Raw genomic sequence first — 25151 nt, forward strand, 5'->3', positions numbered from 1 at the left:
TGGTTTGCAGCCCCCGCCTCATTTTCCGCACATAGTGCGCCCCGTTTGCGGGCATCCTTTTTCTGAATTTAAAGGCTCCGCTGGGAGATGAAGTATTTTTCAGAAAGTTTCAGGAATGGTGTTGACGTTTAATTGTGTAAAGAGTAGAATAGTTCGCATGCGAAATAATTATGTTTAAGGCATGTGGAGGAGGATTTCTTTGCCGGATGAGCAAAAAATCGATGATATCGTCAGTTCCTTCCGCCGGATCCATCATTCCTTCCACCAGCTGAATTGGCAGGGAGCCGAGGAACAGAATTTAACCTCGACCCAGCTGATGGTGCTGCGGAAGCTCAGCCAGTTTCCCGATATCGGCAACTCCGAGCTTGCTGAGCATATGCATCTCGGCAACAGTGCGATGAGCGGTATCGTGGACCGTATGGTCAATGCGGGACTGGTTGAACGGACACGTTCGGAGCATGACCGGCGCAGCTTCAAGCTGCGGGTTACCGAGACCGGGGGGCAGATCCGGGAGCGAAGCAGACAGGCGCTGCTGAAGCGGCTTGCGCCGCTGGCGGATCTGCCGGAGAGCGATATACAGGAACTGCTGCGCATTCATAATCAAATTTTGGCCATTATCGCCCAAGGGAGAGAGAACAAGGACTTATGAGTACAATAACTGCCAACACTGGTGCAGCGAAGCATGTGCGCCGGGGGCCGGTCATTGCGGCGCTTTTGATCGGCGCGTTCGTTGCGCTGCTGAATCAGACGCTGATGAATGTGGCCCTGCCGAAAATGATGGAGGATCTGAACATTCTGCCGAACACCGCCCAGTGGCTGACTACCGGTTTTATGCTGGTGAACGGGGTGCTGATTCCGGTCAGCGCTTATCTGGTGGAGAAATTCAAGACCCGGCATCTGTTTATGACCGCGATGATTTTGTTTTCGATCGGAACGCTAATATGCGGAATCGGCCAGGGATTTGGAATGATTATGGTCGGGCGGGTCATTCAGGCCGCCGGCGCAGGCATTTTGATGCCGCTGATGAACATTGTGTTTCTGATGATTTTCCCGATTGAGGAACGCGGAAAAGCGATGGGCCTGATGGCCATCGCAATGATTTTCGCTCCGGCGGTCGGACCGACGTTGTCCGGATGGGTAGTTCAGAACTATTCCTGGCGGGTGCTGTTCTTTATCGTGCTGCCGCTGGCGCTGCTGTCGGTTGGCCTCGGCGCCAAGTTTATGCAAAATGTCACCCGGCAAACGTCACCGAAGCTGGATAAACCGGGCATTATTTTTTCCACGCTTGGTTTCGGCGGTCTGCTGTACGGCTTTAGTGATGCGGGAACAGACGGCTGGGGAAGTGAAACGGTCATTATCTCGCTGATCGTCGGTGCCGTTGCTTTGGTGCTGTTCGTCTGGAGAGAGCTGAAAACCGACAAACCGCTGCTGGAATTCCGGATTTTCCGTTATCCGATGTATTCGCTGACGACGGTCATTAACATTATTATCACGATGGCCATGTATTCTGCGATGATTTTGCTGCCGCTTTATCTGCAAAATCTGCGCGGGTTTACGCCGATGGAATCCGGCCTGCTGCTGCTGCCGGGCGCCATTCTGATGGGACTCATGTCCCCCGTAACCGGCATTATTTTTGATAAAATCGGAGCAAGATGGCTGTCGGTTATCGGTCTGATCATCACGGTGGCCACCACCTGGGAATTCAGCCAGCTGACGGAGACAACCACTTATACCCATTTGATCTTTAACTACACGGCCCGTATGTTCGGCATGTCGATGCTGATGATGCCGATTGTAACGGCCGGTCTAAACCAGCTGCCGCAGCGTCTGAATGCGCACGGCACGGCAATGTCCAACACGCTGCGGACGGTAGCTGGCGCGCTTGGCATGGCGCTGTTCGTCAGCCTGATGTCCAACCGCGCAACCAAAGAAGTGACCGACGCAGTCGTGAGCGGAGCCGTTTCCCAAAAAGACGCCGCCGCGATGGGTCACCTGAAGATGCAGGGGATGCTTCACGGGATCACGCATGCGTTCGAAGTGGCGACATGGGTGACGGTGGCGGCGCTGGTGCTGGCCTTCTTTATCCGCAAAACTTCGCCGCAGCCGGACTTCCTGAAGTCCGAGGAACAGCCTGAAGCAGAAGCGGCGAAACAATAAGATTTGCGAAACAATAGGATTTGCCAAATAAAAGAACCTCATTTCCTTTAGTGGAGATGAGGTTCTTTGCGTTTTTGGCAGGAACTTGGCGTCTGACCGTCAAGTCTGGAGACCGCCTGTATATTTGGCGGCAATCGCCCCGGCCCATGCGCCCAATTTGACCCGGATATGCTCCGGCTGGATTACTTCCGCATAGGGACCTAAGCTCAGCAGGAAGCCGTACAGCCAATCATCTTCGGGATACTGCAGATGGACAAGACAGCCGCCGTCCGCTTCGGGCTGAATTTCCTCGCAGCCGAAGCGGTCTTCCGCCAGATGCCGGCTTTCCGGACCAAATCTCAGGATCAGGGGGGACACGGTCTGTTTATCCGCCCAGCCGGAGCCCCATGGATATTCTGCCGCAGGGATCTCCCTTGGCGTGAAGATCTCGTCTGTGGCAAGCACCTCCTTCATTCTGCTTAGCTTAAACAGGCGGAAGGCGGCGCGGAGCGGACAGTATCCATACAAATACCAGGCCTGCCCTTTTAATACAAGCGTATAAGGCTCAACCGTCCGCTGCGTCGTCTCTCCTGAGGCGCTGACATAGGTAAAGGCGAGGGTTTTGCCTTCCTCCAGCGCTTGTCTAACCAGGCCGAGTTTGACCTCCTGTGCAGTTGAGGAGCCCCAAGGTTTTAAATCGAACGCAAGCCTTGACGTACGGGCATAAAAAGCATCGGCCCGGGAGGGGTGAACCACGCTGCTGATTTTTTCCATCAAAAGGTTGTGTTCCTGTCCGCCATACACGGCCACGCTGCGCAGAGCGGTAAACAGGGTCGCAAGTTCCCCGTCGGTCAGCAGACTCCGGTCCAGCCGGTAGCCTTCCATTAGGCCAATCCCGCCCCCGGCTCCCTGGTAGGTTACAACGGGAATGCCCGCCTGGTTGATGGCGTCGATGTCACGGTAGATGGTGCGGACGGACACCTCAAACATTTCCGCCAAGTCTTTGGCCTGCACAAGTCTGCGGTTAAGCAGAAGGATCACAATCGACAATAAACGGTCTATCTTCAATAAAGTCACTCTTTCCGAAGGCGCTAGCAGCCTTTTTTCTGATCATAACAAAAAGAAGGGATTGATCCAATCATTTAATTAGATTATTATCTAATTAGAATTTTATTGATTATCAGGAGGTTTATTATGTTATCCCGTCTGCTTAACTTGAAAAAAGAATACGGAGCTTACCCCAAGCTGTTTGCGGCAGGTCTTGTGAACGGGATCGGCGACCGCTTCAGCCAGGTGGCGATGCTCTCGCTTGTACTGCAGCTGACGGGATCGGGGATGGCGGTGGGAATTGCGCTTGGCGTCCGGGTCCTGCCTTACCTCCTTCTGGCGCCAGTTGGCGGCTTACTTGGACAAAAAGTTTCGCGCAAAAAGATTCTCGTCTTCACCGACCTGCTGCGCGCTCCTGTGGCGTTGTCCCTGCTGTGGGCCGACGGGCCGGACCGGCTGTGGGTGGTATATGCCGCCAGCTTCTTACTGGCCGCGGGGGAAGCCGTCTACAGCCCGGTCCGCAAATCGGCGATTCCGCTGCTTGTGCCGGCCGGGCGGCTGCTGTCCGTGAACGGGCTGGAGCAGCTGATGACCGGCTGCGTGCTCGTGGTTGGTGCTTTTGCCGGAGGGATAATTTCCATGCATCTGGGTCCCGATTGGGCATTCGTATGGAACGCTGCATCGTTTACGGCGGCGGCGGGGATTATTGGACGGATTTCTTTTGTTCGCAGCGGCGCGGATGCTGATGAGGGGCGCCCCGGAGGCGAGTTGGCGGGACATGCAGGTGACCTTGCGGCCGAGGACAAGAAATTGGCGCTCCGCGGGCAGGTGCTAACTGCGGAAGATCAGGCAAGCCGGCATCAGAAGGCGGAGGGTGGTCCGGCGCCGGCCGCAGAGTTCCCGGCAGATCGTGCGGAGGAGGGCGCGGTGCCCGTGGTGGGGTTCCCGACAGATCGTGCGGAGGAAGGCGCGGTGCCCGTGGTGGGGTTCCCGGCAGATCGTCTGGGAAAAGGGGCAGACCTGGAGCGAACATCGCGTTCAGCCGGCCGTATAGTGCGGCGCAGAGTGAAGGCTGGGCGGCGTAAGCCGTCAAAGCAGTCCGCCGGACAGGGCAGGACGCTGTTGGCGCTGTTTGCGGCCAGTGTGCCGCTGCAGGTTATTTTTGCATATGAGCTGCTTGTTCCGATGATTAACGGACTCGACAATGTGTTGATCAGCGTATATGCGGTCCAGGTGTTTCAGCTTGGGGATGCGGGAGTGGGCGCTTTTTACGGAGCGATCGGGCTTGGGCTCAGCCTCAGCTTTGCGGCTGAAAAACTAATCCGCGGCAGGCTCTTGGCCGGTATGTTGGGAGGGCTGCTCGCGGAGGGGCTGCTGCTTGCGCTGCTTAGCTTCAGCGGGAATTTCGCGGTGGCATTCCTCTGCTATTTTCTGCTGGCTTTTGCGGGCGGCATCGGCGGTGCCTGTCTCGATACACTGCTGATGCAAGAGACGCCTAAGCCCTTTCAGCCGGTACTGTTCGGATTCCTGACCGCGATGGGCAACACGCTGCTGGGACTGTCCATGTTCGGAGCGGGGCTGCTGCTTGAGGCGGTGGAGCCCCGCCAGGCGGGATTTGCGGGCGGGATTGCTTTTGCTGTGGTTGCCGTGGTGTTGGGGATTTTTTACCGGGTCCGGTCCCGGTCAGCCGCGGGCCTGAAAGACCTTTCCAAGACAGCGGAGCGGTAAAGGGGATTAAATTTAAGTGCACATCTATATAGACTGAACTATTGAATGACAGGAAAAGGAGATGTCGCGGAGGCAATTTGGAGATGGAGGAGCGAACGCGATTGCCTTTATTTTCGGAGTTCTCCCACTAACTGGTCCTACCATTCAAGAACTCCGAAAATAACAGCGGGCCGGAAGTCCCAAATTGGCCGCAGTGACAGCTCTGTCCAACCTGTCCCTCTTAAGTTCAGTCTATATAGGAGCGGATTAAAGCGCGCCGGGCGATTCTATTTCGTGGAACTCTCTCATACAATCTACCAATCAGTCTTCTCCGGAAGACTATAGAATAGGCTGGAGGTAGAAAATGATGACGAATGTTCCGCAAAAACGTGCCGCCCGGCGGTTGCTTGCGCCGCTTTTTTTGTCGGCTGCATTGATGTTGTGCTCAGCCGGATGGCTTCCGGGAACTAATGCAGCTTCTCTGCATGCGGCGGAGAAGGCTAAGCTGGCGGACACTGGTCCTTATGCGGCCAGGGAGGTTAACCCAACGGACATTGATTCCTTGCACGAGTCAAAGGATTCTATAAATAACGAAACGGGTTCTCAGAACCCGGTAGCAGAACGTTTGCTTAAAAATACGGGCAGACTTGCCCTACAGGATACAGAGAACCCTCACGAGGAAGCGAAAGAGGGCTTAAACGGACAACTGGCGCAAGGGGATTTTGCAGCGCGGTTGGGGGACGGGCTTGTGAGCGGATCGTCAACGCTGGCCTCCCCTCTGCTTAAGGCAGCTGCCTTATTCGGGCACAATATTGGCGCCGGGACGGACAAGCTTTTTTTGAAGGGAAAGGGTGTAGGCACACATGCACAAAAGCAGGAAAATTCCGGCCCAAGCCAAAGCCCACCTGATGAACAAAAACAGCTTCTATATGCGAAGGGAAAAAATGCGAATGGGAAAAACCCTGCTGCAGAGAAACGGGTTTATCTAACCTTTGATGACGGGCCAAGCGCGCACACTCCAGAGGTGCTTAATATTTTGCGGCGGGAAGGGATAAAGGCAACCTTCTTTGTACTTGGAGAGCAGGCGGAGTCACGGCCGGAGCTGGTCGCCCGGATGAACGCTGAAGGCCATGCCATCGGCAATCATACTTATAATCATGATTATTCGGAGCTTTACGGACAGTTCTCCGCTTTTTGGAGCCAGATTAAACGGACGGAGGACATCATCCACGGCATCGCCGGTTACCGGACGCGGCTGGTCCGCGCACCAGGCGGTACTTACGGGCATTTTGATTCGAATTATTTCGGTTTGATGCAGCAGGCGGGATATCTGGTGACTGACTGGAACGTGGACAGCGGCGATTCAAAGCGGCGGGGTGTCCCGGCAAAAGATATCATCCAAGCCGCCATCGCAGCTCCCGGCTCGGCGGATGTGGTGCTCCTGCTGCATGACGGAGCCGGGCACCAGGAGAGTGTGAAGGCGCTGCCGCAGATTATCCGGCATTACCGGAATGCGGGGTATACCTTTGCCGCGCTGGACCCTTCCCTTCCTCCGGTCCAGTTCCGCGTAAGCTCCAAGCTGGGCAAATATGCGGGGAGAACCGCGCCGGGAGCTGCCTGGGTCGCAGCGCATGTTGCTCCAAACGCGGCGTTGTTTGCACCCGGGCAGCCGCTACGGCTGGAAGTCGGGCGCCAGGAAGCCAAGCTGGATGCGGGCGAATACCGGATCATCCAGGGACGGATCAGCGTTCCGCTTCGGACCGTAACGGAACGCCTCGGCGGGACAGCCGTCTGGGATGCCCGCACGAGAAACGGCATCGTTCATTTGGGACAGCGGCGGATTGAAGCGGATGCGGGGCGGGGAGAACTTCGCTGGACGGCAGCGGGGACCGCAAGAACACTAAAACGTACCAAGGTCCAAATGATTGGGGATAAAATATGGGTTCCGCTGCGCGAGCTGTTGGAAGCCACCGGACACCCTCCGCTTTCTGTAACAGCGGCGGACGGAGAACGGCGGGTTAAGGCGAGGTAAGGTATGCAGGGAAGCAATGATAACCCAAGGTAAGGCAAGATAGCCGGGAAAGCCAGGAAAGCCAGGAAAGCCAGGAAAGCCAGGAAAGCCAGGAAAGCCAAGAAATATAGCTAAGCCAAGGCAGATAAACCAAGGCAAATAAACCAAGGCAGATAAGCCAAGCCAAGGCAGATAAGCAGAACAGCAGAACAAAATAAGTAGATGGAACACCAGAATAAGTAAATGGAACAGCAGAACCAAATAAGTAAATGCAACAGCAATGACAAGCTTTAACCGCCCTCCCCCCTTTCGGTCATATGTCTATGATTTGTATGTCTGTCCGCTTCCGATCCTGGAAATACTGGAAGCAAGGCTCCGCCGGGAGCCGGACAGGCGCCGGAAGCTTGACGGTCCCGGATCACCCGAGCCATTTTTGATCGGGAAGGGTGCGGCGAAGTGTACTCATTATTTAAACGTTGGCAAAAAGAACCTATAAACCAGCCCCCGGCCAGACAGCCCGCGCTGCGCGGGGGGCGGGGGGAATGGCTGCGCGCGGTTGGCACGACAGGAGCGGCGGCTGTTCTGTATTTATGGCACGGCGGGCAGATTGCGGAATTCCTGCTTGCCGTTAGTATTTTACTGATGGCAGGGGGGCTGATGCTCCGGTATTTGGGGCCTCGGGCCGTTAAGATCGAGCGGACCGTGACACCGGCGCGTCCGTCAGCAGGGGATTCCGTTACGGTTGAAGCGCGCATCCGCCTTCGCTCGCGTTTACCGCTGCCGTGGCTGGCAGTAGAGGATACCTGGACGCAGGGCACCGGCCATGTGCTGCTGTTTCCGGGGTTCCGGCGCGCGATGACGTATTCTTACAAGTTAAACCGGCTTAGCCGGGGCGTTCACCAGATACGCGCCAGCCGGGCCGCCTGGGGAGATCCGTGCGGATGGTTTACCGGACATGCCGATGCCGAAGGGACGGCGCTGGTAAAGGTAAAACCGCGACCGCTTTACTATGGGCGGAATGCTGTCCACGGCATGACGGGAACGGCAGGGGAGGAAACGATCCGCAGCGGGTTCCGGGATGGGGGCGAGGCGGCCGATATCCGGGATTACGCTCCGGGCGACCCCCTAAACCGGATTCACTGGAAAAATACCGCCCGCCGCGGCACGCTCCAGACCCGGACACCTGAGCGGCAAAAAGGGCGGATGACGTGTATTGTGCTGGATAACCGTGCGGCTGGTTATACGCCGCCCGGCAGCGCTCTGGGACCACGCGGACAACGCGCGGTTCAGCCGGAGGCTTTTGAACTGGCGGTATCGGCGGCCTACGGCCTCCTGCTGGAAGCGGAGCGGTCAGGCTCCTATGTTCAATGGTTCAGCGGAGGCTGGCCGGAGGGAATGCCCCGATATGAGGGGCTGGGAAATCTTCCGGAGCGTGTAGCGGATTTGCTGACTGATATCTCCGCCGATGGAACACGCCGGCTCGATCAGCTGCTGGAGGATGCTTCCCGCTGCTGGATTCCGGGGATGACGGCTTCCGTGATTACAGGCGTCCTGGAAGAGGAAACAGCCAAGCTGCTGGCCCGGCTGCTGGCCCTGGGTGTACAGGTGGACCTGTACTACGCATGGGATGCGGTGGTGCCTAGGCGGCGTTCGGCTGGAACAGACACGGCGGAGAAAAAAGCGGAGACGCTGGCGGGCACATTAACCCGCCTGGGCGCCCGGCTGTACCGGCTCGAAGAGGGAGTACCTCATTCCAAGCCGGCTGCCGATCCTTGGACGGAACCGGCGGCTGCCTCGCGGGGATTTTAGTAATGGTCCGCGCCTTGGCACAGGATCACGGCCAGCAAAGCCATAGTCAGCAAAGCCGTGGTCACCAAAGCGGCGGTTACCAGGTCCAAGGCCAACTGCCGCAAGGCGAAGGCCCGTCCTCCGGGATCCGGACTCCGCTTGCCTACCGGCTGCTGGTTACGTTCTCCGTTCTCGCTTTATTTGGTCAGTGGCTGATTCCCTTGACCGAAAAGGCTGAAGCTGCCGGACTGTCCCGGCTGGTAGGGGCTTTGGGCGTTGAGGCCGTTTTATTGGCCCTATGCACGCTGGTGCCGTGGAGACCGGGATGGTCGCTGGCTGCTCAGACAGCTGTTGTAATCTTCGCCTGGTTTGCGGGAGGCGGCGGGAGCAGCAGTCCTGCCGAACGGCTGGCCGCGTATACGGCGGGGCTTCCGGCGGATCTGCTGTATCTTTTGTCGGGAAGGATGGGGGAGCTCAGCCTGGACAGCCGCCTGCTGCTGCTTGCCGCCGGGTGGGGAATGCTCGTGTCATCTGTACATTATCTGGCGGTATTCCGGCAGAGTACGGTGCTGTTTAGCACGGCGACGCTTGCTTATCTGCTCCTATTGGATTCGGCCTTCGGACTGGATACAGAGATGGCGGTGATTTTGACGGCTGTTCTGATTGTCTGGCTGCAGGGGTTAAAACAGCTGCTCCGGCTGAAAGAACGGTATCCGGGGCAATCCCCTGCTCCCTACATAGGCTGGGGTGCAGGCACGCTAGTTCTGGCTTGCGGGATCGGACTGGCTTCCTGGATGACGGCGGGGACCGGAGGAACGGGAGGCGGCGCGCCTGCCCTGTTCCGGGAGACTGCATCATGGCTGCAAAAGTGGACCGTACAGCAGATCATGACCCAGTCCGGCCGAACGGGGTCGGGATTAGGCACAACCGGATACGGGATGGAAGGCGGAGAACTTGGGGCGCCGCTTCAGCCCAACTCGGCACCTGTGTTTACCGCAAAAAGCGAGGAGCCGGTTTATTGGCGGGGAGAAAGCTTTGCCGTGTATGACGGACGGCGCTGGAGAGGGGATGCTTCGGGCTATAGGCCGCTGCCTCTATTCGGGCTCTCCGAACGCGCCCTTCTCCCGGCCGGAACGTCGGGGGGCAAACTGCTGACCCAGCACATTACACTGGCGGAGCCTTCGCGAATGCAGCGGCCGCTGTTCGGCGGCGGGCTGCTTGCAGGCATCGGGTCGATTCGGCTGGAAGACCGGACTCAGCTGGAGCAGGTGCTGGCGGATACCGAAAAAGACAGCTTCCGTCTCCCCGACCGCCCAGGCGAAGCACGGGTGACGGAATACACCGTTTATTCCCTCCGTCCCGATGCCTCGCCCGCAAGATTGCGAAAGCTGAGCGGAGATGATCCGGCCGAGCTTGCGATCGCGTATACGCAGCTGCCCGATACCCTCCCGAAGCGGGTCCGGGGGCTCGCTGCGCAAATCGCTGGCTCCGCTTCAGGCCGCTACGAGCGGACGGAAGCGGTCCGCTTGTATTTGCAGAGCCGGTATACCTACACGCTGGAGACCCGTATTCCGCCCGCCGGCGCGGATTTTACGGACGATTTTTTATTTGTCTCAAACCGCGGCTACTGCGTTCATTTTGCGACGGCGATGACCGTACTGCTGCGGACGCTGGATATCCCGTCCCGCTTTGTTCAAGGGTATGGTCCGGGGGAATCGCTGGAGGATGGGCGCTACAGCATTACCCAGCGGGATGCCCACGCCTGGGTTGAGGTGTACTTCCCCGGCGCCGGCTGGATTCCCTTCGATCCGACCCCGCCCGCCGCGCCTGTGCAGGCGGACGCAGCGCCGGCGCCGGACGGCGGCGGGGTCTCCGCCGCGGCCGGCCGGCCTGTTCCGGTCCTGCCGCAGGCCGGACCGGAGCCCGCTCCGGCGCCGCTCGCCTTCGCGGCGCTGCTCCCCGCCGCCGCCTGGCGCTGGCGGCGGGCCCTGGCGCTGCTGCGGGTGGCGCAGCGCCAGGGCGGCTGGGGCCGGGAGCGGCTGCTGGCCGCTGCCGCTCCGGCCTGGCAGGCGCTGGCGGCCCGCTACGGGGCGCCGCCGCCGGGGTGCACGGCCAGGGAGTACGCCGGCTCCCTGGCTATCGGGGACGACGCGCTGCGCGGCGCCGTCCTGCGGTTCGTACGCCAGTGGGAAACGCTGGCGTACGGGGAAGGGGCTCCGCCGCCGTACCCGGCGGAGCCCGCGGACGCGGCGCGGCCGTACGCCGCGTTCTTGCGCGATTGCCTGCGCATCGCGCTGCGCACCGCTTGACGCGTCGTCTACTACGCGGCCCGATCCTGTCTTCAGCCTTGCCTCACAGGGAACTCTGGGTAAGGGAGGTGTCAGGTCGGCCAGCCGATGACCATCGCCAATCGCCGACTGCTATCGCTAGTCGCCGATCGCCAACGTCAGCCCCGCCAAGGACCGCTTTCCTTGCTCCTTTCCCGGCCAGCAAGCGGGCCGGAGCCGCACTTTCCGGCGGCCTGCGGCCTTCCCGGATTCCTTGACGGCTTGAATTGCGGTTGCGTATAATGAAGCCAATAATCAAGGGAGGCGCGTAATGGACAAGCCAAATGAAATCATCGTCGTTCTCGACTTCGGGGGACAATACAATCAATTGATCGCGCGCAGAATTCGCGATTTGGGAGTTTACAGCGAACTTCTGCCGTATAATACACCGGTTGACAAGATCCGGGCGCTGTCGCCTAAGGGCATTGTTTTCTCAGGCGGACCGATGAGCGTATATGCGGAGGATGCGCCGCATGTCGATCCGGCCATTTATGAACTGGGGCTGCCGATCTTCGGCATCTGCTACGGCATGCAGCTGATGGCCCAGCAGCTGAACGGCAAAGTCGAGCGTGCGGCGAAACGGGAATACGGTAAAGCCGACATCGACTTTACGGAAGGTTCAACGCTGGTGAAGGGGCTGGAGAGCCGCCAGACCGTCTGGATGAGCCACGGCGACCATGTGGTGGAGCTGCCGGAGGGCTTCCAGCTGGACGCGGGAACGGAAAGCGCGCCGATCGCGGCGATGAGCGACAAAAAGCGCGGCTTCTACGCGGTGCAGTTCCACCCCGAGGTGCGTCATTCCGTACACGGCAACGAAATGATTTCGAATTTCCTGTATGACGTCTGCGGCTGCGCGGGCAACTGGACGATGGAGTCGTTTATTGAGGATGCGATCCGCGATATCCGCGCGACCGTTGGCGACCGCAAGGTGCTGTGCGCACTGAGCGGCGGGGTAGATTCCTCCGTGGTGGCAATGCTGATTCACCGGGCGATCGGCGACCAGTTGACCTGTATGTTCATTGATCACGGCCTGCTCCGTAAAGGCGAAGCCGAAAGCGTTATGGAAACATTCGTTGGCAAATTCGATATCCATGTGGTCAAAATCGACACACGGGAACGTTTCCTCGGCAAGCTGGCTGGTGTCGACGATCCGGAACGCAAACGCAAAATCATCGGCAACGAGTTCATCTACTGCTTCGACGAAGAGTCCGCCAAGCTTGGAGACTTTGACTTCCTGGCGCAGGGCACGCTCTACACGGACATTGTCGAGAGCGGCACTGCCACTGCACAGACGATCAAGTCGCACCATAATGTAGGCGGACTGCCGGAAGACATGAAGTTCAGCCTGATTGAGCCGCTGAACACGCTGTTTAAGGACGAGGTCCGCAAGGTTGGCGAGGAGCTCGGTCTGCCCCGGGCAATCGTGTGGCGGCAGCCGTTCCCGGGCCCGGGTCTTGCGATCCGCGTGCTGGGCGAAGTGACAGAAGACAAGCTGGAGATCGTCCGTGAGTCCGACTTTATTTTGCGTGATGAAATCGCCAAGGCTGGGCTGGATAACGAGATTTGGCAATACTTTACGGCGCTGCCGAACATGAAAAGCGTTGGCGTAATGGGCGATGCCCGGACTTACTCCTACACCGTCGGCATCCGTGCGGTGACGTCCATCGACGGCATGACCGCCGACTGGGCGCGTATTCCGTGGGATGTGTTGGAGAAAATCTCGGTGCGCATCGTCAACGAAGTGGAGAACGTCAACCGCGTGGTTTACGACATCACGTCGAAGCCGCCGGCTACGATTGAGTGGGAATAGTCTGCTGCTCCATTTTTTGCATAAACGCCGCCCTGCCTCACAGGACGGCGCGGGAGCATCATTAACCGGTATACAGAAAGGCCTGTGAGACCGCATGATCTGCGGCCTCACAGGCCCTTTTATGTTCCGTGCAAGTACAAGATACAAGATGAGGCCGTGTCGGCGGACATCCCCCGCACGCACACAGCCCAGTACCAATGCGGTACTGGGCTGTGTGGCTAAACAATAGATTTACGGGATTATCCTAGGAAAAGCTGTGACTAGGAAGCAGGCTCAAACTCCGCATCGGGCGTCAGCAGAATATTGTTCGCCGACGCCTTCATTTTTCCGGTTCCGATTAAATAATCGTCGATGAGCTGCCGGGCTTCGTTCACTATCGTACTTGAGCTCAGCCAATCCGCGTATAAATCCCCAAAGGTTTTGTGCAGGTAATCGGAGGTATAGGGTCCGCTTAACTCGCTGAACATTTCATAGATGGCCTTGACCGTATTGGTTCGTTTATTCCCGTTTTGATCGGTCCATGTAATCTTTTTGTTCAGATCCACTTTGCGGATATCCTCGATCTTGGTCGACAGAATTTGCCCGTCATATTGAAAAAGAATTCTTGCCGTCTTCTCGTATTTGTGGCCTTTCAGCACCTGCCAGCCCTTATATTCGCCTCCTGCCGGTACTGCGTAAAGCGGGCTGTTAATAGAATAAGCGATTTCCTTTGAAATCTTGCCTACATAATACGTAGACGTACGCCCATGATATGCGATGGGAACATCCAGGATGCTGCTGACGGATTTTACGGATGCAAAAGTCAGCCCGCCATATTGAACGGTGTCCGTGGTTAAGGCGATGCCGTGGATTTTTACTTTATAGCTGTTCAGCACCGCATCAACCTTCCCTTTGACCTTGGGCAGCAGGGCAGTTTTCGCAGGCTTGGCTGTTTTTGCTGCTTTTTCCCATTTGTTAATAACGGCATCCGGCACTTCACCGGCAGGCAGCATCCCGAGGTAGACCGTTTTTTTCTCCGGATAGACGTTGACCTCCAGATCAAACATCCGCCCGATGTCCTTGATAGGCAGGTATAGAGTACCTTTGTAGTACAGCACGTTGGACGAAAAAGCCTTGCCGTCCAGCTTTACGGTGTGCCGGTTGACCTCTGCGTCAATTTTTTTGGTTTGAGCGGCGGCCGACGCGAAGCTTGCCGTGAACAGCAGCATGGCCCCCATGAGGAGCATTGCAGCCCATTTTACTTTTTTCAACAAATATCGCCTCCAGTTTCCGTTTACATTCTACTGCAAGGAGGATTTTTCCTGCTGGGGAGAGTGTGGCTTTTTTGGGGCGGAGATATCGATTAAAATAAAGGACAAACAGGAAAAAAACGGATGAAAGTTCATATTGTCCGCTTTTGGATGAAGCAATTGAACTGCTGCTCCAAAAAGCCCGCGGGGCATGGGGAGGCGACTGGGACAGCCTGAATAGGAGGATTTCCACCGCAATGGACCAAAGCTATCGGAATACACAATGGGAATTTAAGTCGGATATCAAAAACCGGATTTTTGAAGATGTGGACTTTACACAAACGGATTTGAACCATCCTATCTTCACTGAGGTGGTGTTCAAGAACTGTAGATTTGAAAAAACAAATTTTGAGGACGCACGTGTGTATAGCTGTACGTTTATCGATTGTACCTTTCGGAAAATAAAGTGGTCCACTGCAACGATTGGCGCTCACGGAGGGGTTTATCAAAACTGTACATTCGACCAATGCAATTTTAGGGGAGCCTCGATTTATAATCCTGAATTTTTGGACTGCAAGTTTCTGAACTGCCGCTGGAAAGGGGTAGATCTATTTGCAAGTTATTTTGACGGCTGTGTCTTCACCGGGAAACTGTTAGATGTGACCTTCAGGGGAGCTTTCATAAGCGATCTTTACCCGGACGCGAAGCCCAACCCTATGCGTAACGTTGACTTCTCGGAAGCGGTCTTCGGCCAGTTCGTGTCCTTTATCGGCTGTGATTTAACAACGGCCATTCCTCCTAAGGGGTATTCTTTTGATCAGCTATTAGAGCGGACCGGCTTAATCCCGGATTGCATTAGTACCGGCGAATATGGAATGAGCTAAGCTGCACAGTGGGCCGGAAGTCCAAATTCGCCGCAGCAACAGCTCTGCCTCAACTGTACTTAATTCAGTTCAGCCGGTAGACTGAACGATTTTGAATTACAGGAAAGAGGAAAAGGCGCGGAGGCAATTTGGAACTGTAGGAGCGAAGCGTCCGCCTTTATTTTCGGAGTTCTACCGCTAACCAGAATTACGATCAGGAGCTCCGAAAATAACAGCGGCCGGAAGTCTAAATTCGCCGCAGTGACAGCTCCGCTTCTAACTGTACTGCTTTAGTTCAGTCGGCAGACAGATGGAGAGGATTATCGAACGGAGGAAAAAAGATGCACGGAAGAATCGAATTGGACAAGTCCTGGAGCCGGGAGGAGATCCGGCAAATTGCAGCCGACCCGGCTGTGAAAATAGTTCAATACAGTGAATGGAATGTTCCCAACAAGCAGCAGCTGAAATGGCTGAACGAAGAATTGTTTGCGGTAAGAGCCGACGTGGCACTCCGGATTTATGGTTTTCATTTTAAGCCGGCGGACCTTTCCGTGCTGGAGCTTATGACCGAGGTGCGGGATTTATCTGTGGACTGCTGCACGCAGGCCGAGCATCTGGATGCGGTGTCCGCCCTGCCGAAGCTGGAATCGCTTGTCCTTGATATTTACCAAATCGAATCGTTTGAGGCGCTGAACTTTGTTCCGGCTTCGTTAAAAAAACTGCGGCTGGGCAAGACGGCATCCGCCAAACCCGATTTGTCCGTGCTGCGCAGGTTCCGGCAGCTTCAGCAGCTGGCCCTCAGCGGCCAGCGTAAAAACATCGAGGTAATCGGCGATCTCCGGGAACTGCGTTCACTGCATATCGGGGGCGTGCCGCTCAAAGAATTAGCCTACCTCGTAAGCCTGCCCGAGCTGCGCCGGCTGCAGTTGGGGTTTGGCGGCGCTGAACATTTGGAGGAATTGGCCGGTATGGACCAATTGCGTATCCTCTGCCTGCTGCGTGTCAAAGGGCTAACCGACTTATCTGCGCTCAGCACCATGCAGGGGCTGCGATATGTTCAGATCATCGACCAGGCGAAGCTGACGGACCTGCAGCCGTTAGCGGACCTGCCCCAGCTGAAGCGCGTGCTGTTGGAGAACGTCGCCGCAGAAAATCTGGAGTGGGCCAAAGCCTGCCCCCCGCTTGATGAGCTGGCCCTGCTACAGATGAAAACTATTACGCCGGCGCAGGTTGAGGCGCTTCTCCAAGCCAAATCGTTCGCCAAGCTGAGTGCGGGGTTCAAAACCTTGTCCATGAACAAAGAAATCCAGCCAGTTTTGGAAGGATACGGACACACCGGCCGTTCCAGCTGGTGGGTGGATGAAACCCCATTTTTGGAGGAATAAACCGGTAGGAAAGGGAGCCTACAGCTCCCGTATAGTGGAAAACAAATGTCCTTTTTACGAACGTTTAGGAGTATTCGGCGGCGAATGTTCGTTTTTGCCATTGACAACAATACGGCTGTCCCCCTAAAATGAGAAGGCGCTAGTAACTCAAATTATCGTATAATCCCGGGGATCGGCCCGGGAGTCTCTACGAGGTCACCGTAATGACCTGGCTACGATCATACCGAGGCGGTTCGTAACACACACGGGGTTAATATCCCCGCGCTGTCTGTGCCGTGCTTGGTTTTCGGGCCGGGGTCTCTTTCCAAGACTCCGGCCCTTTCTGTTGTGAGGGACACCACACTACCTTAGGGGGAGAAAGCATTGGAGCGGTTTTTTAAACTGAAACAAAACGGCACCACAGTTCGGACAGAAATTATGGCGGGTTTGACTACCTTCATGGCCATGGCCTACATTCTGTCGGTTAACCCGGGCACGCTGACCGCGTTCGGCCGGATCGACATGGGCTGGTATTCCGTATTCCTGGCCACTGCGCTGGCTGCCGGTATTTTTACGATTGCGATGGGCTTGTTTATTAACTTCCCGGTTGCTTTGGCTCCGGGTATGGGCCTCAACGCTTATTTTGCATCTGTTATTTTGTCGTCCGCGACTACGGATCATCCGTTTACGTGGCAAATGGGTTTGACCGCGGTATTTATTTCCGGTCTGATCTTCATCCTGCTGACCGTCACCAGAGTCCGGCAGATTCTGCTGACCGCGATTCCCGATAGTTTGAAACACGCCATTACAGTAGGTATCGGCATGTTTATCACCATTATCGGCCTGAAAAACAGCGGGCTGATGACAATCGGCGTCGAAGCCGGCAGTGATATCAAAGCGAACACCTTTACGGATGTCCTGTCCTTCGAGACGGTTATCCATATGGGCAGCCTGGAGAACACCAATGTCCAGCTTGTTATTATCGGCCTGCTGCTGATTTCGATTCTGATGGTGCTTAAAGTTCGCGGCGCGATTTTGTTTGGCATTCTCGGCACAACCGTAGTCGGCATGCTGATGGGCGCGGTGGATTTCAGCTCGCTGAACAATCCTTCGACTCCTTGGGTACCGGATTTCAGCCAGCTGAACTTCGTTCAATTTGACTGGGACGGTATCCTGCATACCGGTATTATCTCGGCTATTGCAACGTTCACCTTCGTAGAACTGTTTGATACATTTGGCACGTTGGTTGGCACGGCACAGCGTGCGGGTATTTTAAATAATCCGGAAGAAGGCCGCAAACGTGTCGGCAAAGCAATGTTCGTTGACGCCGTGGCTGTAACAGGCGGCGCAATGCTGGGTACTTCGACTACGACCGCTTACGTTGAAAGTGCAGCGGGGGTTGCGGAAGGCGGACGTACGGGTCTAACCGCGGTAACAACCGGCGTATGTTTCCTGCTGGCCCTGTTCCTGGCGCCTGTGGTTGCGCTGATCCCAGGTTCGGCTACAGCCGCGGCGCTGATCATTGTTGGCGTATTGATGGCCCAGTCGATCCGCGAGATCGACTTCCAGGACATGGTGCTCGCCATTCCGGCATTCTTGACCTTCGCCATCATGCCGTTTACGTACAACATTGCGAACGGTATTTCCTTTGGCATCGTTGCTTATGTCATCCTTGCTTTTGTAGCTAATCTGGGCGGCAAAAAGAAATACGATATCCACTGGATGATGTGGGTCCTGGCCGTTCTGATCGTGCTGCGCTACGCGCTGATCGGCAGCCAAGGTTAATCCGTCTTATACAGCAAAACCAGCAGTGCTCCGGGAAGGGGAGCCTGCTGGTTTTTTTGTATTATTGCTGCGCCTGACGGCCGGACACCGAGCGCGTAATCACTTTGAAAATTTCCATCAGGATTACGGCGCCAAGAGCAAGTCCGGCGGCAGTTCCCCAATGCTCCCAGCCGAACGAAGCGGGGATGGAGAAGATCGGCCGGATGGCTGGCAGAACGGCTGCGGCATAAAACGCAAAGCAGATGAGCACCGCGCCGATTACGTATTTGTTGGAGAAAAAGCCGGTTTCAAACACCGTTTGGGTATTCGAACGGGCGGCGAAGGTCTGAAGGGTCCGCGCCAGAATCAAGGTGGTAAACGCCATAGCGACGCTTAGTTCCGGCGACTCCTGCAGTCCGATATATTGGGAGACGATTACCGCGATGCCGATCAGCAGGCCGCGGGTAATCACAGCGCGCAGCGTTCCGCCGGCAAAAATTCCTTCCTTAATATCCCTCGGCTTGCGGCTCATAACGTTTGGTTCGGCTTTTTCCATACCCAGCGCAATCGCCGGCAGCGAGTCGTTCGCCAGGTTGATGAACAGCAGCTGGATTGCCGTAAACGGGTTAATCCAGTCCAGCAGCAGAGCGAACACAATAGCGATAATGGCGCCGAGATTACCGGCGAACAGATAAGCAATCGCTTTTTTGATATTATCGAAGACTGTCCGTCCGACGGCTACGGCATTCACAATGGAAACAAAATTATCGTCGGTCAAAATCATCGCCGCCGAATCCTTGGCTACATCGGTACCGCTGCCCATGGCAACCCCGATATCCGCCTGCTTCAGGGCGGGCGCATCGTTGACGCCGTCCCCGGTCATTGCGGTAATTTTACCTTTACGCTGCCAGGCCCGGACGATCCGGATTTTATTTTCCGGCGAGACGCGGGCATAAACCCCGATGCTCTCCAGCTTGCGGTCCAGTTCTTCATCCGACATAGCGTCGAGCTCCTGGCCTGTTACGGCGATATCATTATCGCCCATCAGGCCGATGTCGCGTCCGATCGCCTGCGCCGTTGTTTTGTGGTCGCCCGTGATCATGATTGTCCGGATGCCGGCTTTGTTTGATTCGGCAATGGAACCATACACGGCTTCACGCGGCGGGTCGATCATGGCTGTCAGTCCGACCAGTACCAGATCGTGTTCATCCTCCAGGCCAACGGAGGTCACGGAGTTCGGCACCGCCTTGTAGGCGTAAGCCAGCACGCGCAGCGCCCGGGCGGAGAAATCCTCGTTGGTTTTGCGGAACATTTCCAGCAGCTCCGGCGTCAGCGGCTCTTCCTTGCCATCCAGCAGCACTTGGCTGCAGCGGTTGAACAGCACATCGGGTCCGCCTTTGGTCAGCATGGCTTTTTGGCCGCCAAACGTATGCAGCGTTGTCATCAGTTTGCGGTCCGAGTCAAAAGGAATTTCCGCCTCGCGCGGGAAGTTGTCACGTATTTCGCGGTAATCCTTATTCCGGCTGTTGCTGAAGGCGATGAGCGCAACCTCCGTCGGATCGCCAAGCTCTTTGCCTTCTTCATTAATATTGGAATCGTTACAGAGGACTGCGATATGCAGCAGCCTTCTGGCCGCCTCCGGCCACTCGTCCGGATCCTTCTCAAACGGATTGCTGGGGCCGTGGGGAAGAAAATAATCTACAACCGTCATTTTATTTTGCGTCAGCGTACCGGTCTTGTCCGTACAAATGACACTGGTGGAACCCAGCGATTCGACGGCGGGGAGCTTGCGGATAATCGCATGCTGACGGGCCATTTTGTTCGTTCCGACCGAAAGAACGATCGTAACGATTGAGGACAGCGCCTCGGGAATGGCGGCAACGGCGACCGCAACGGCGAACATCAGCGCATCCAGAATTTCCGTCGTCATGTCGGCGCTGTCGCCCGAGAACCAGACCCGTGCCGCCTGTACGCCGAAAATGACAATACACAGCAGTAAAATAAAAATCCCAAGCTTTTTGCCAAAAGCTTCAAGTTTCCGCTGCAGCGGCGTCTGCTTCGCCTCGGCGCTTTCGATCAGCCCGGCAATTTTGCCGATTTCGGTTCCTAGTGCTGTCGCGGTTACAACAAAAGTACCGCGGCCGTACACGACCAGCGAGCCGCTAAATACCATGTTGCGCCGGTCGCCAAGCGGAGCTTCCTCGTGAATGGCATCGATATGCTTCTCCCCCGGCTCCGATTCTCCCGTCAGCATGCCTTCATTCACTTTAAGGCTTCCCGACTCCAGCAGACGCCCGTCTGCTGGTACGTAATCACCGGCTTCAAGCTGAACGATGTCTCCCCGCACAAGTTCCCTTGCGGGTACCTTCAGCATTTTGCCGTCGCGGATCACTTTGGCTTCCGGAGCGGACATTTGGCGCAGGGCATCAAGCGAGCTCTCCGCTTTGCGGGTCTGCACCACGCTGATTACGGCATTCAGGATAAGGACTACAAATATAATGACGGATTCCATAACGTGTCCAAGCGCGATCTGGACACCGGCGGCTACCAACAGCACGATGACCATCGGGTCTTTAAAATTCTCCAGAAACAGCTTCCAGAGAGGGTCCTTCTTTTTGCCCTTGAGTTCGTTGTATCCCTCGCTTGCCAGTCTGGCTCCCGCCTCGGCCGCGGTCAGTCCGGCGTCCGTACTGTTCAGCTCCAATAAGGTGTCCGCTGTAGTGCTGCGATAAAATTCCACTTCATTAGCTCCCCTCTCACCGATGCTTTGTGGTTGTTAGCTTTCCCGTATGCCTTCCGATCATTCCTGGGCGCAAAACACGCTTTATAGGTGCCTGTCCCTTATCATTAAACGGATTTTGCTGTCTTTATTACTACGATTTGGTGAACCCCGCGTTTCTTGAAAATGAATTCGTGTTCCGCGTAAATTGTCACCGTTTTCGCCGGGGATCCGGACTTTTCTAATTGCTGGTTATAGATTACTATTGTAATGGAGAAGTCCGGCTGACTGCCCAGTCTGCCGGCGGCTTTATTATTGGTGGACAACAACTAGATAAATGCGTATAGAAAGTGAGACGCAAATGAGGTGAGAGGGGAAAACATGACGAAAAAAGGACGGTTAGCCGCTTTAGGGGTCATACTTATGCTGTTTGTTCTGGTCTTCCCCGGGGTATCTCATGCGGCTGAAACCGTACTGAAGAATCCGGGTTTCGAAGAGGCGGGCGACGGGGGCGCTCCCGCTTCCTGGATTCGGGACGTATGGGTTCAGGAGCAGGAGGCTAGTCCAATGGGCCTGCAGACCGAAGAGGTCCATTCAGGCGCATCGGCCGCTTATATTGAGAACGTACAAGCAAACCATGCCAAATGGATCCAGACTGTTTCGGTCGACCCGGATACCCTGTACCGGATTTCAGGATGGGTAAAGGTAGTGAGCGCCGGAGCCGAAGGCACGGGAGCCAATATTTTTGCTGCCGGTATTGCGGGAGGTTATCCGAGCACCAAGGATACTGGCGGCAATTGGCAGCTGCTGGAGTTCGTAGGCAAAACCGGAGCGGAGCAGAAAGAGCTGACGATCGGGGCCAGCTTCGGAGGATACGGCAATCTGAGTACAGGCAAAGCCTATTTCGATGATCTGGCTATCGAACGGCTGGATGCCGCGCCGGAAGGCGCCAACGTGATTTCGCTTGACCCTGGAGCCTCCTCCGGCGGCCAGAGCGGCACGGCAAAACACGACAAGATCTCGCCGATGAATCTGCTGCTGTTCTCCGCTTTGTTCAGTATGTTTTTCGCCTGGGTCTACACCTACGCAATGCGGAACAACCGTTTGATGAACCGGACGGAGGGTGTGCATTACCGCTGGTTCCTCGTATTGATGGGTCTTGGGCTGATTGTTCGCCTGTGGCTCGGATGGACACAAGTCGGTTACATGAGCGATATGAAGACGTTTATGTACTGGGGACAACGGGTCGCCGATTTGGGTCCGGGGCAGTTTTACGCAGAAGGCGTGTTTGCGGATTATCCGCCCGGTTATTTGTACATATTGTACGTATTAAGTTCGATTCAGCGGCTGCTGTCGCTTGATCCGAATTCCGCGGCGGAAATGCTGCTGTTCAAACTGCCGGCGATTTTGTCCGACCTGGCGGCTGCATACCTGCTCTACCGGTTCAGCCGCAAAACAATAGGCTCCGGCATCGCGGTTGCACTGACGTCGCTCTATTTGTTTAATCCCGCTGTATTGATGGACTCCGCTATCTGGGGACAGGCCGACGCCTTTTTCGTATTGTTCCTGCTGCTGAGCATTAATGCGGTCGCCGACCGCAAATTCGACCGATCCATGATCTGGTTCGCGATCGCGACGCTGGTCAAGCCGCAGGCGCTGATCTTTACGCCGGTGCTGCTTCTTGCCCTCATCCATTACCGTCCATGGAAGCAGATGCTGAAGGGTGCGGTATCCGGACTGGCGGTATTCGGCATTCTTTCCGCACCGTTTTTCTGGGGCAACGGGGGGATAGCCGGGTTAATCAAGCTGTACATGGCGACTTTGTCATCTTACCCGTATTCTACGGTTAACGCATTTAACTTATATATGCTTAGTGCACCCACGTGGACATCCATCGACGAGAAATGGCTTGGCATCCCGTACCGGTTATGGGGGAACCTGTTTATACTGGTCGCGGTGGCGGTAGCCGCTTACTTCTCGTTCCGTAAAAACCGGAAGGATCTGTCCAAATCGCATTTTATTGCGATGGCGCTGATCGTCGTTATGTTCGTGGCGGGAGCCAAAATGCATGAGCGCTACATGTTTCCTGCGCTGCTGCTTTGCCTGTTCGCTTTTATCCAATCCAAGGACCGGCGTTTTCTTCCGCTGTTCATGGGCTTCAGCATCACGCAGTATATTAATGTTGGTTACGTTCTGAAGTACTTGAACGCCGGGCAAAATCCCGGCTCGGACGGCATCGTGCTGCTCTGCTCGATTACCAACGTGGCGCTTCTGCTGTATATGCTGTACATCGGTTATCAGGTTTATGTACGGGAACGCGTCCTGCCGCTCATCCCGCCTCCGGATAAAGAGGAGCAGCAGCGGCTTGACCGGAGTGAAACCGAGAAGCTTCGCCCTCTGCGGGACGAACAGCGGCAGGGTCTTGGACTCGGCCGTAAAGACTGGGTTTGGATGTCGGCCATCACGGCGGTGTATGCCATTGTGGCGCTGATTAACCTGGGTTCAATGAAATCGCCGGAGACGGTATGGCAGCCGGCTTCCGGCGGAGAAAGCTTCTACATCGATCTTGGCGAAACCAAGCAGCTGGAGAAAGTTAATGTGTTTGGCGGCGTGGGGACCGGCAAGTTTAAGCTGGAGTTTGGAGATGCCCCGGGAGCTTGGAGCAGCCCGCTTGAGGTAAACGAAGAGGTCGGCAATGTGTTCATCTGGAAAAGCCAGCCGCTCACCGCAGCTGCCCGGTACGTCAAGCTGACTGTGGATCAGCCGGGTTTCAGTCTGCATGAGCTGGCATTTTACGCCCAGGGAGGCAGCGGACCGCTGCCGGTGCAGGCGGTCGTTCCGGAGGCGGGGGGACCTGCCAAGCGGGGCGAACCGGCCAATCTGTTTGATGAGCAGGACCTTGTGCCTGCGCATACTAGCTTTATGAACAGCACATATTTTGACGAGATTTATCATGCCCGCACAGCCTACGAGCATTATCATGATTTGCCTGCATACGAAAATACACATCCACCGCTCGGCAAGCTGATTATCGGACTCGGAATGCAGCTGTTTGGGGTGAATCCGTTCGGTTGGCGGATTATGGGCACGCTGTTTGGGATCGCAATGCTTCCGCTGATTTACATGATGGCTTTCAGGCTGTTCGGCAGAACAAGATACGGCGTGCTAGCCGCCGGATTGTTTGCTTTTGACTTCATGCATTTTACGCAGACCCGGATTTCTACCATCGACGTCTACGGCGTATTTTTCATTATGCTGATGTTCTATTTCATGCAGCGGTATTGGACGCTAAATTTCTACAAGACGCCTGTGCGGAAGACGCTAGTTCCGCTGTTCTGGTCCGGGTTGTTCTTCGGGATTGGTGTTGCCTCCAAGTGGATTGTGCTGTATGGCGGAGCGGGACTTGCAGTAATGCTGGGCTTGTCGCTCTACGAACGGTATCGCGAATACCGCGCATCGCGCAGACTGCTGGCAGATGGCGGGGGCGGCGACCGTGAATTGGCTGAAGCCTGCAAGCACGCTGTCCGGTCTTTCTGGAAAAACACCATCATTACGCTGGCCAGCTGTCTCGGATTTTTTGTTCTGATTCCCGGAGTTATCTACGCGCTCAGCTATATTCCGATGCTGACGGCGGGGGATCAGAGTTACACCTTCAAGGCATTGGTTGACGCCCAGGTGCACATGTTCGATTATCACAGCCAGCTGGTGGCGACACATCCTTTTTCCTCCCAGTGGTGGCAGTGGCCGTTTATGAAACGCCCGGTCTGGTTCTACAGCGGAAGCGATGGGCTGCCGGCGGGACAGGTCAGCACGATTGTTACGATGGGAAATCCGCTGATCTGGTGGATAGGAATTTTTGCGCTGCTGGCGACCGTCTGGCTGACGTTCAGACGCAAAGAAAAGTCCCTTTACATGATTTGGATCGCGTTTTTCTCGCAATATGTGCCATGGATGCTGGTGCCGCGGGAAACGTTCATTTATCATTATTTTGCCATGGTACCGTTCATCATTCTGTCGATCGTGTACATTATGAAGCTGCTTGACGGAAGATTGCCGGAATCGAAGTCGCGTTACATCCGATATGGCTTCGCGGCGCTTGCCGGACTGCTGTTTATCCTGTTTTATCCGGCACTTTCGGGTATGCAGGTCAGCGGAAATTACGTCACCGGCGCGCTCCGGTGGTTCCCAAGCTGGTTGTTCTGACGGGCTATGCTGGATCAGCCGGCAGCCAGGTAAAGCGCGGCTGGCCGATAACCTCATAGAAGATGACAGGGAAGGGGGCGGTACGCTCCTTTCCCTGTACAGCCAGGCCGGCTGATGGCTGCTGGCGAATCGAGGAAGAACGTACAGGCCGCTGCAGGTGAACCGGCACCGCGGCCTGCCGGC

General features: G+C 56.0%; 14 protein-coding genes and 1 riboswitch. Of the genes, 11 read left to right on the forward strand and 3 right to left on the reverse strand.

All coding sequences use genetic code 11. From position 1 onward, the window contains the following. The first annotated feature begins 199 nt into the window (after positions 1 to 199). Together ACE6ED_RS21905 and ACE6ED_RS21910 are read left to right on the forward strand one after the other, a co-directional pair. The gene (locus ACE6ED_RS21905; protein ID WP_410829546.1) at positions 200 to 649 is read left to right on the forward strand and encodes a MarR family winged helix-turn-helix transcriptional regulator; all 450 of its coding nucleotides are present in this window, start codon (positions 200 to 202) and stop codon (positions 647 to 649) included. Continuing rightward, positions 646 to 2157 carry a DHA2 family efflux MFS transporter permease subunit gene (locus ACE6ED_RS21910; protein ID WP_410829547.1) on the forward strand — a complete coding sequence of 504 codons (1512 nt, stop codon included), beginning with the start codon at positions 646 to 648 and terminating at the stop codon, positions 2155 to 2157. Before ACE6ED_RS21905 ends, ACE6ED_RS21910 begins: the two co-directional genes overlap by 4 nt. 99 nt (positions 2158 to 2256) lie before the next feature. Here ACE6ED_RS21910 and ACE6ED_RS21915 read toward each other — a convergent pair whose 3' ends face one another. Continuing rightward, a complete protein-coding gene (locus ACE6ED_RS21915) occupies positions 2257 to 3204 on the reverse strand; it encodes a helix-turn-helix transcriptional regulator (RefSeq protein ID WP_458782638.1) in 948 nt (315 codons plus the stop codon). 126 nt (positions 3205 to 3330) lie between these two features. On the opposite strand from ACE6ED_RS21915, the gene ACE6ED_RS21920 reads away from it, so the two are divergent. The 5 genes from ACE6ED_RS21920 (at position 3331) to guaA (ending at position 12826) form a co-directional block, all read left to right on the forward strand. Then, positions 3331 to 4911, forward strand: coding sequence for an MFS transporter (locus tag ACE6ED_RS21920; protein ID WP_410829549.1), 1581 nt, complete (start codon positions 3331 to 3333; stop codon positions 4909 to 4911). 343 nt (positions 4912 to 5254) lie between these two features. Next, entirely contained in the window at positions 5255 to 6922 is a 1668-nt protein-coding gene (locus ACE6ED_RS21925) for a polysaccharide deacetylase (RefSeq protein WP_410829550.1), read from the forward strand. Between the two features lie 435 nt (positions 6923 to 7357). Beyond that, positions 7358 to 8710, forward strand: a complete 1353-nt coding sequence (locus ACE6ED_RS21930) for a DUF58 domain-containing protein (RefSeq protein ID WP_410829551.1) — start codon at positions 7358 to 7360, stop codon at positions 8708 to 8710. A 2-nt stretch (positions 8711 to 8712) separates the two neighbouring features. Then, positions 8713 to 10998: a transglutaminase-like domain-containing protein gene (locus tag ACE6ED_RS21935; RefSeq protein ID WP_410829552.1), complete on the forward strand. Its 2286-nt coding sequence runs from the start codon at positions 8713 to 8715 to the stop codon at positions 10996 to 10998. A gap of 289 nt (positions 10999 to 11287) precedes the next feature. Next, entirely contained in the window at positions 11288 to 12826 is a 1539-nt protein-coding gene (gene guaA / locus ACE6ED_RS21940; protein WP_410829553.1) for a glutamine-hydrolyzing GMP synthase, read from the forward strand. 260 nt (positions 12827 to 13086) lie between these two features. On the opposite strand, the gene ACE6ED_RS21945 is transcribed toward guaA, so the two are convergent. Then, the gene (locus ACE6ED_RS21945) at positions 13087 to 14076 is read right to left on the reverse strand and encodes a hypothetical protein (protein ID WP_410829554.1); all 990 of its coding nucleotides are present in this window, start codon (positions 14074 to 14076) and stop codon (positions 13087 to 13089) included. Between the two features lie 236 nt (positions 14077 to 14312). Between ACE6ED_RS21945 and ACE6ED_RS21950 the strand changes: the two genes are divergently transcribed. The 3 genes from ACE6ED_RS21950 (at position 14313) to ACE6ED_RS21960 (ending at position 18067) form a co-directional block, all read left to right on the forward strand. Then, positions 14313 to 14939 (forward strand): pentapeptide repeat-containing protein, encoded by a 627-nt coding sequence (locus ACE6ED_RS21950; protein WP_410829555.1) that lies wholly within the window; start codon positions 14313 to 14315, stop codon positions 14937 to 14939. A gap of 320 nt (positions 14940 to 15259) precedes the next feature. Continuing rightward, positions 15260 to 16303 (forward strand): leucine-rich repeat domain-containing protein, encoded by a 1044-nt coding sequence (locus tag ACE6ED_RS21955; protein WP_410829556.1) that lies wholly within the window; start codon positions 15260 to 15262, stop codon positions 16301 to 16303. A gap of 135 nt (positions 16304 to 16438) precedes the next feature. Next, a riboswitch (purine riboswitch) is annotated at positions 16439 to 16538 on the forward strand. A 128-nt stretch (positions 16539 to 16666) separates the two neighbouring features. Further along, complete coding sequence (locus ACE6ED_RS21960; protein ID WP_410829557.1) at positions 16667 to 18067, forward strand: NCS2 family permease; 1401 nt, start codon at positions 16667 to 16669, stop codon at positions 18065 to 18067. 61 nt (positions 18068 to 18128) lie between these two features. On the opposite strand, the gene ACE6ED_RS21965 is transcribed toward ACE6ED_RS21960, so the two are convergent. Then, the gene (locus tag ACE6ED_RS21965) at positions 18129 to 20786 is read right to left on the reverse strand and encodes a cation-translocating P-type ATPase (RefSeq protein WP_410829558.1); all 2658 of its coding nucleotides are present in this window, start codon (positions 20784 to 20786) and stop codon (positions 18129 to 18131) included. A 360-nt stretch (positions 20787 to 21146) separates the two neighbouring features. Between ACE6ED_RS21965 and ACE6ED_RS21970 the strand changes: the two genes are divergently transcribed. Further along, positions 21147 to 24968, forward strand: coding sequence for a glycosyltransferase family 39 protein (locus ACE6ED_RS21970; protein WP_410829559.1), 3822 nt, complete (start codon positions 21147 to 21149; stop codon positions 24966 to 24968). Positions 24969 to 25151 lie beyond the last annotated feature (183 nt).

This window comes from Paenibacillus nanchangensis, assembly GCF_046543445.1.
Lineage (GTDB): Bacteria > Bacillota > Bacilli > Paenibacillales > Paenibacillaceae > Paenibacillus_AQ > Paenibacillus_AQ nanchangensis.

Coding starts and splice junctions, on each gene's coding strand:
- ACE6ED_RS21910 (WP_410829547.1), top strand. CDS start 646: ATGAGTACAATAACTGCCAACACTGGTGCAGCGAAGCATGTGCGCCGG.
- ACE6ED_RS21920 (WP_410829549.1), top strand. CDS start 3,331: ATGTTATCCCGTCTGCTTAACTTGAAAAAAGAATACGGAGCTTACCCC.
- ACE6ED_RS21925 (WP_410829550.1), top strand. CDS start 5,255: ATGATGACGAATGTTCCGCAAAAACGTGCCGCCCGGCGGTTGCTTGCG.
- ACE6ED_RS21935 (WP_410829552.1), top strand. CDS start 8,713: ATGGTCCGCGCCTTGGCACAGGATCACGGCCAGCAAAGCCATAGTCAG.
- guaA (WP_410829553.1), top strand. CDS start 11,288: ATGGACAAGCCAAATGAAATCATCGTCGTTCTCGACTTCGGGGGACAA.
- ACE6ED_RS21950 (WP_410829555.1), top strand. CDS start 14,313: ATGGACCAAAGCTATCGGAATACACAATGGGAATTTAAGTCGGATATC.
- ACE6ED_RS21955 (WP_410829556.1), top strand. CDS start 15,260: ATGCACGGAAGAATCGAATTGGACAAGTCCTGGAGCCGGGAGGAGATC.
- ACE6ED_RS21970 (WP_410829559.1), top strand. CDS start 21,147: ATGACGAAAAAAGGACGGTTAGCCGCTTTAGGGGTCATACTTATGCTG.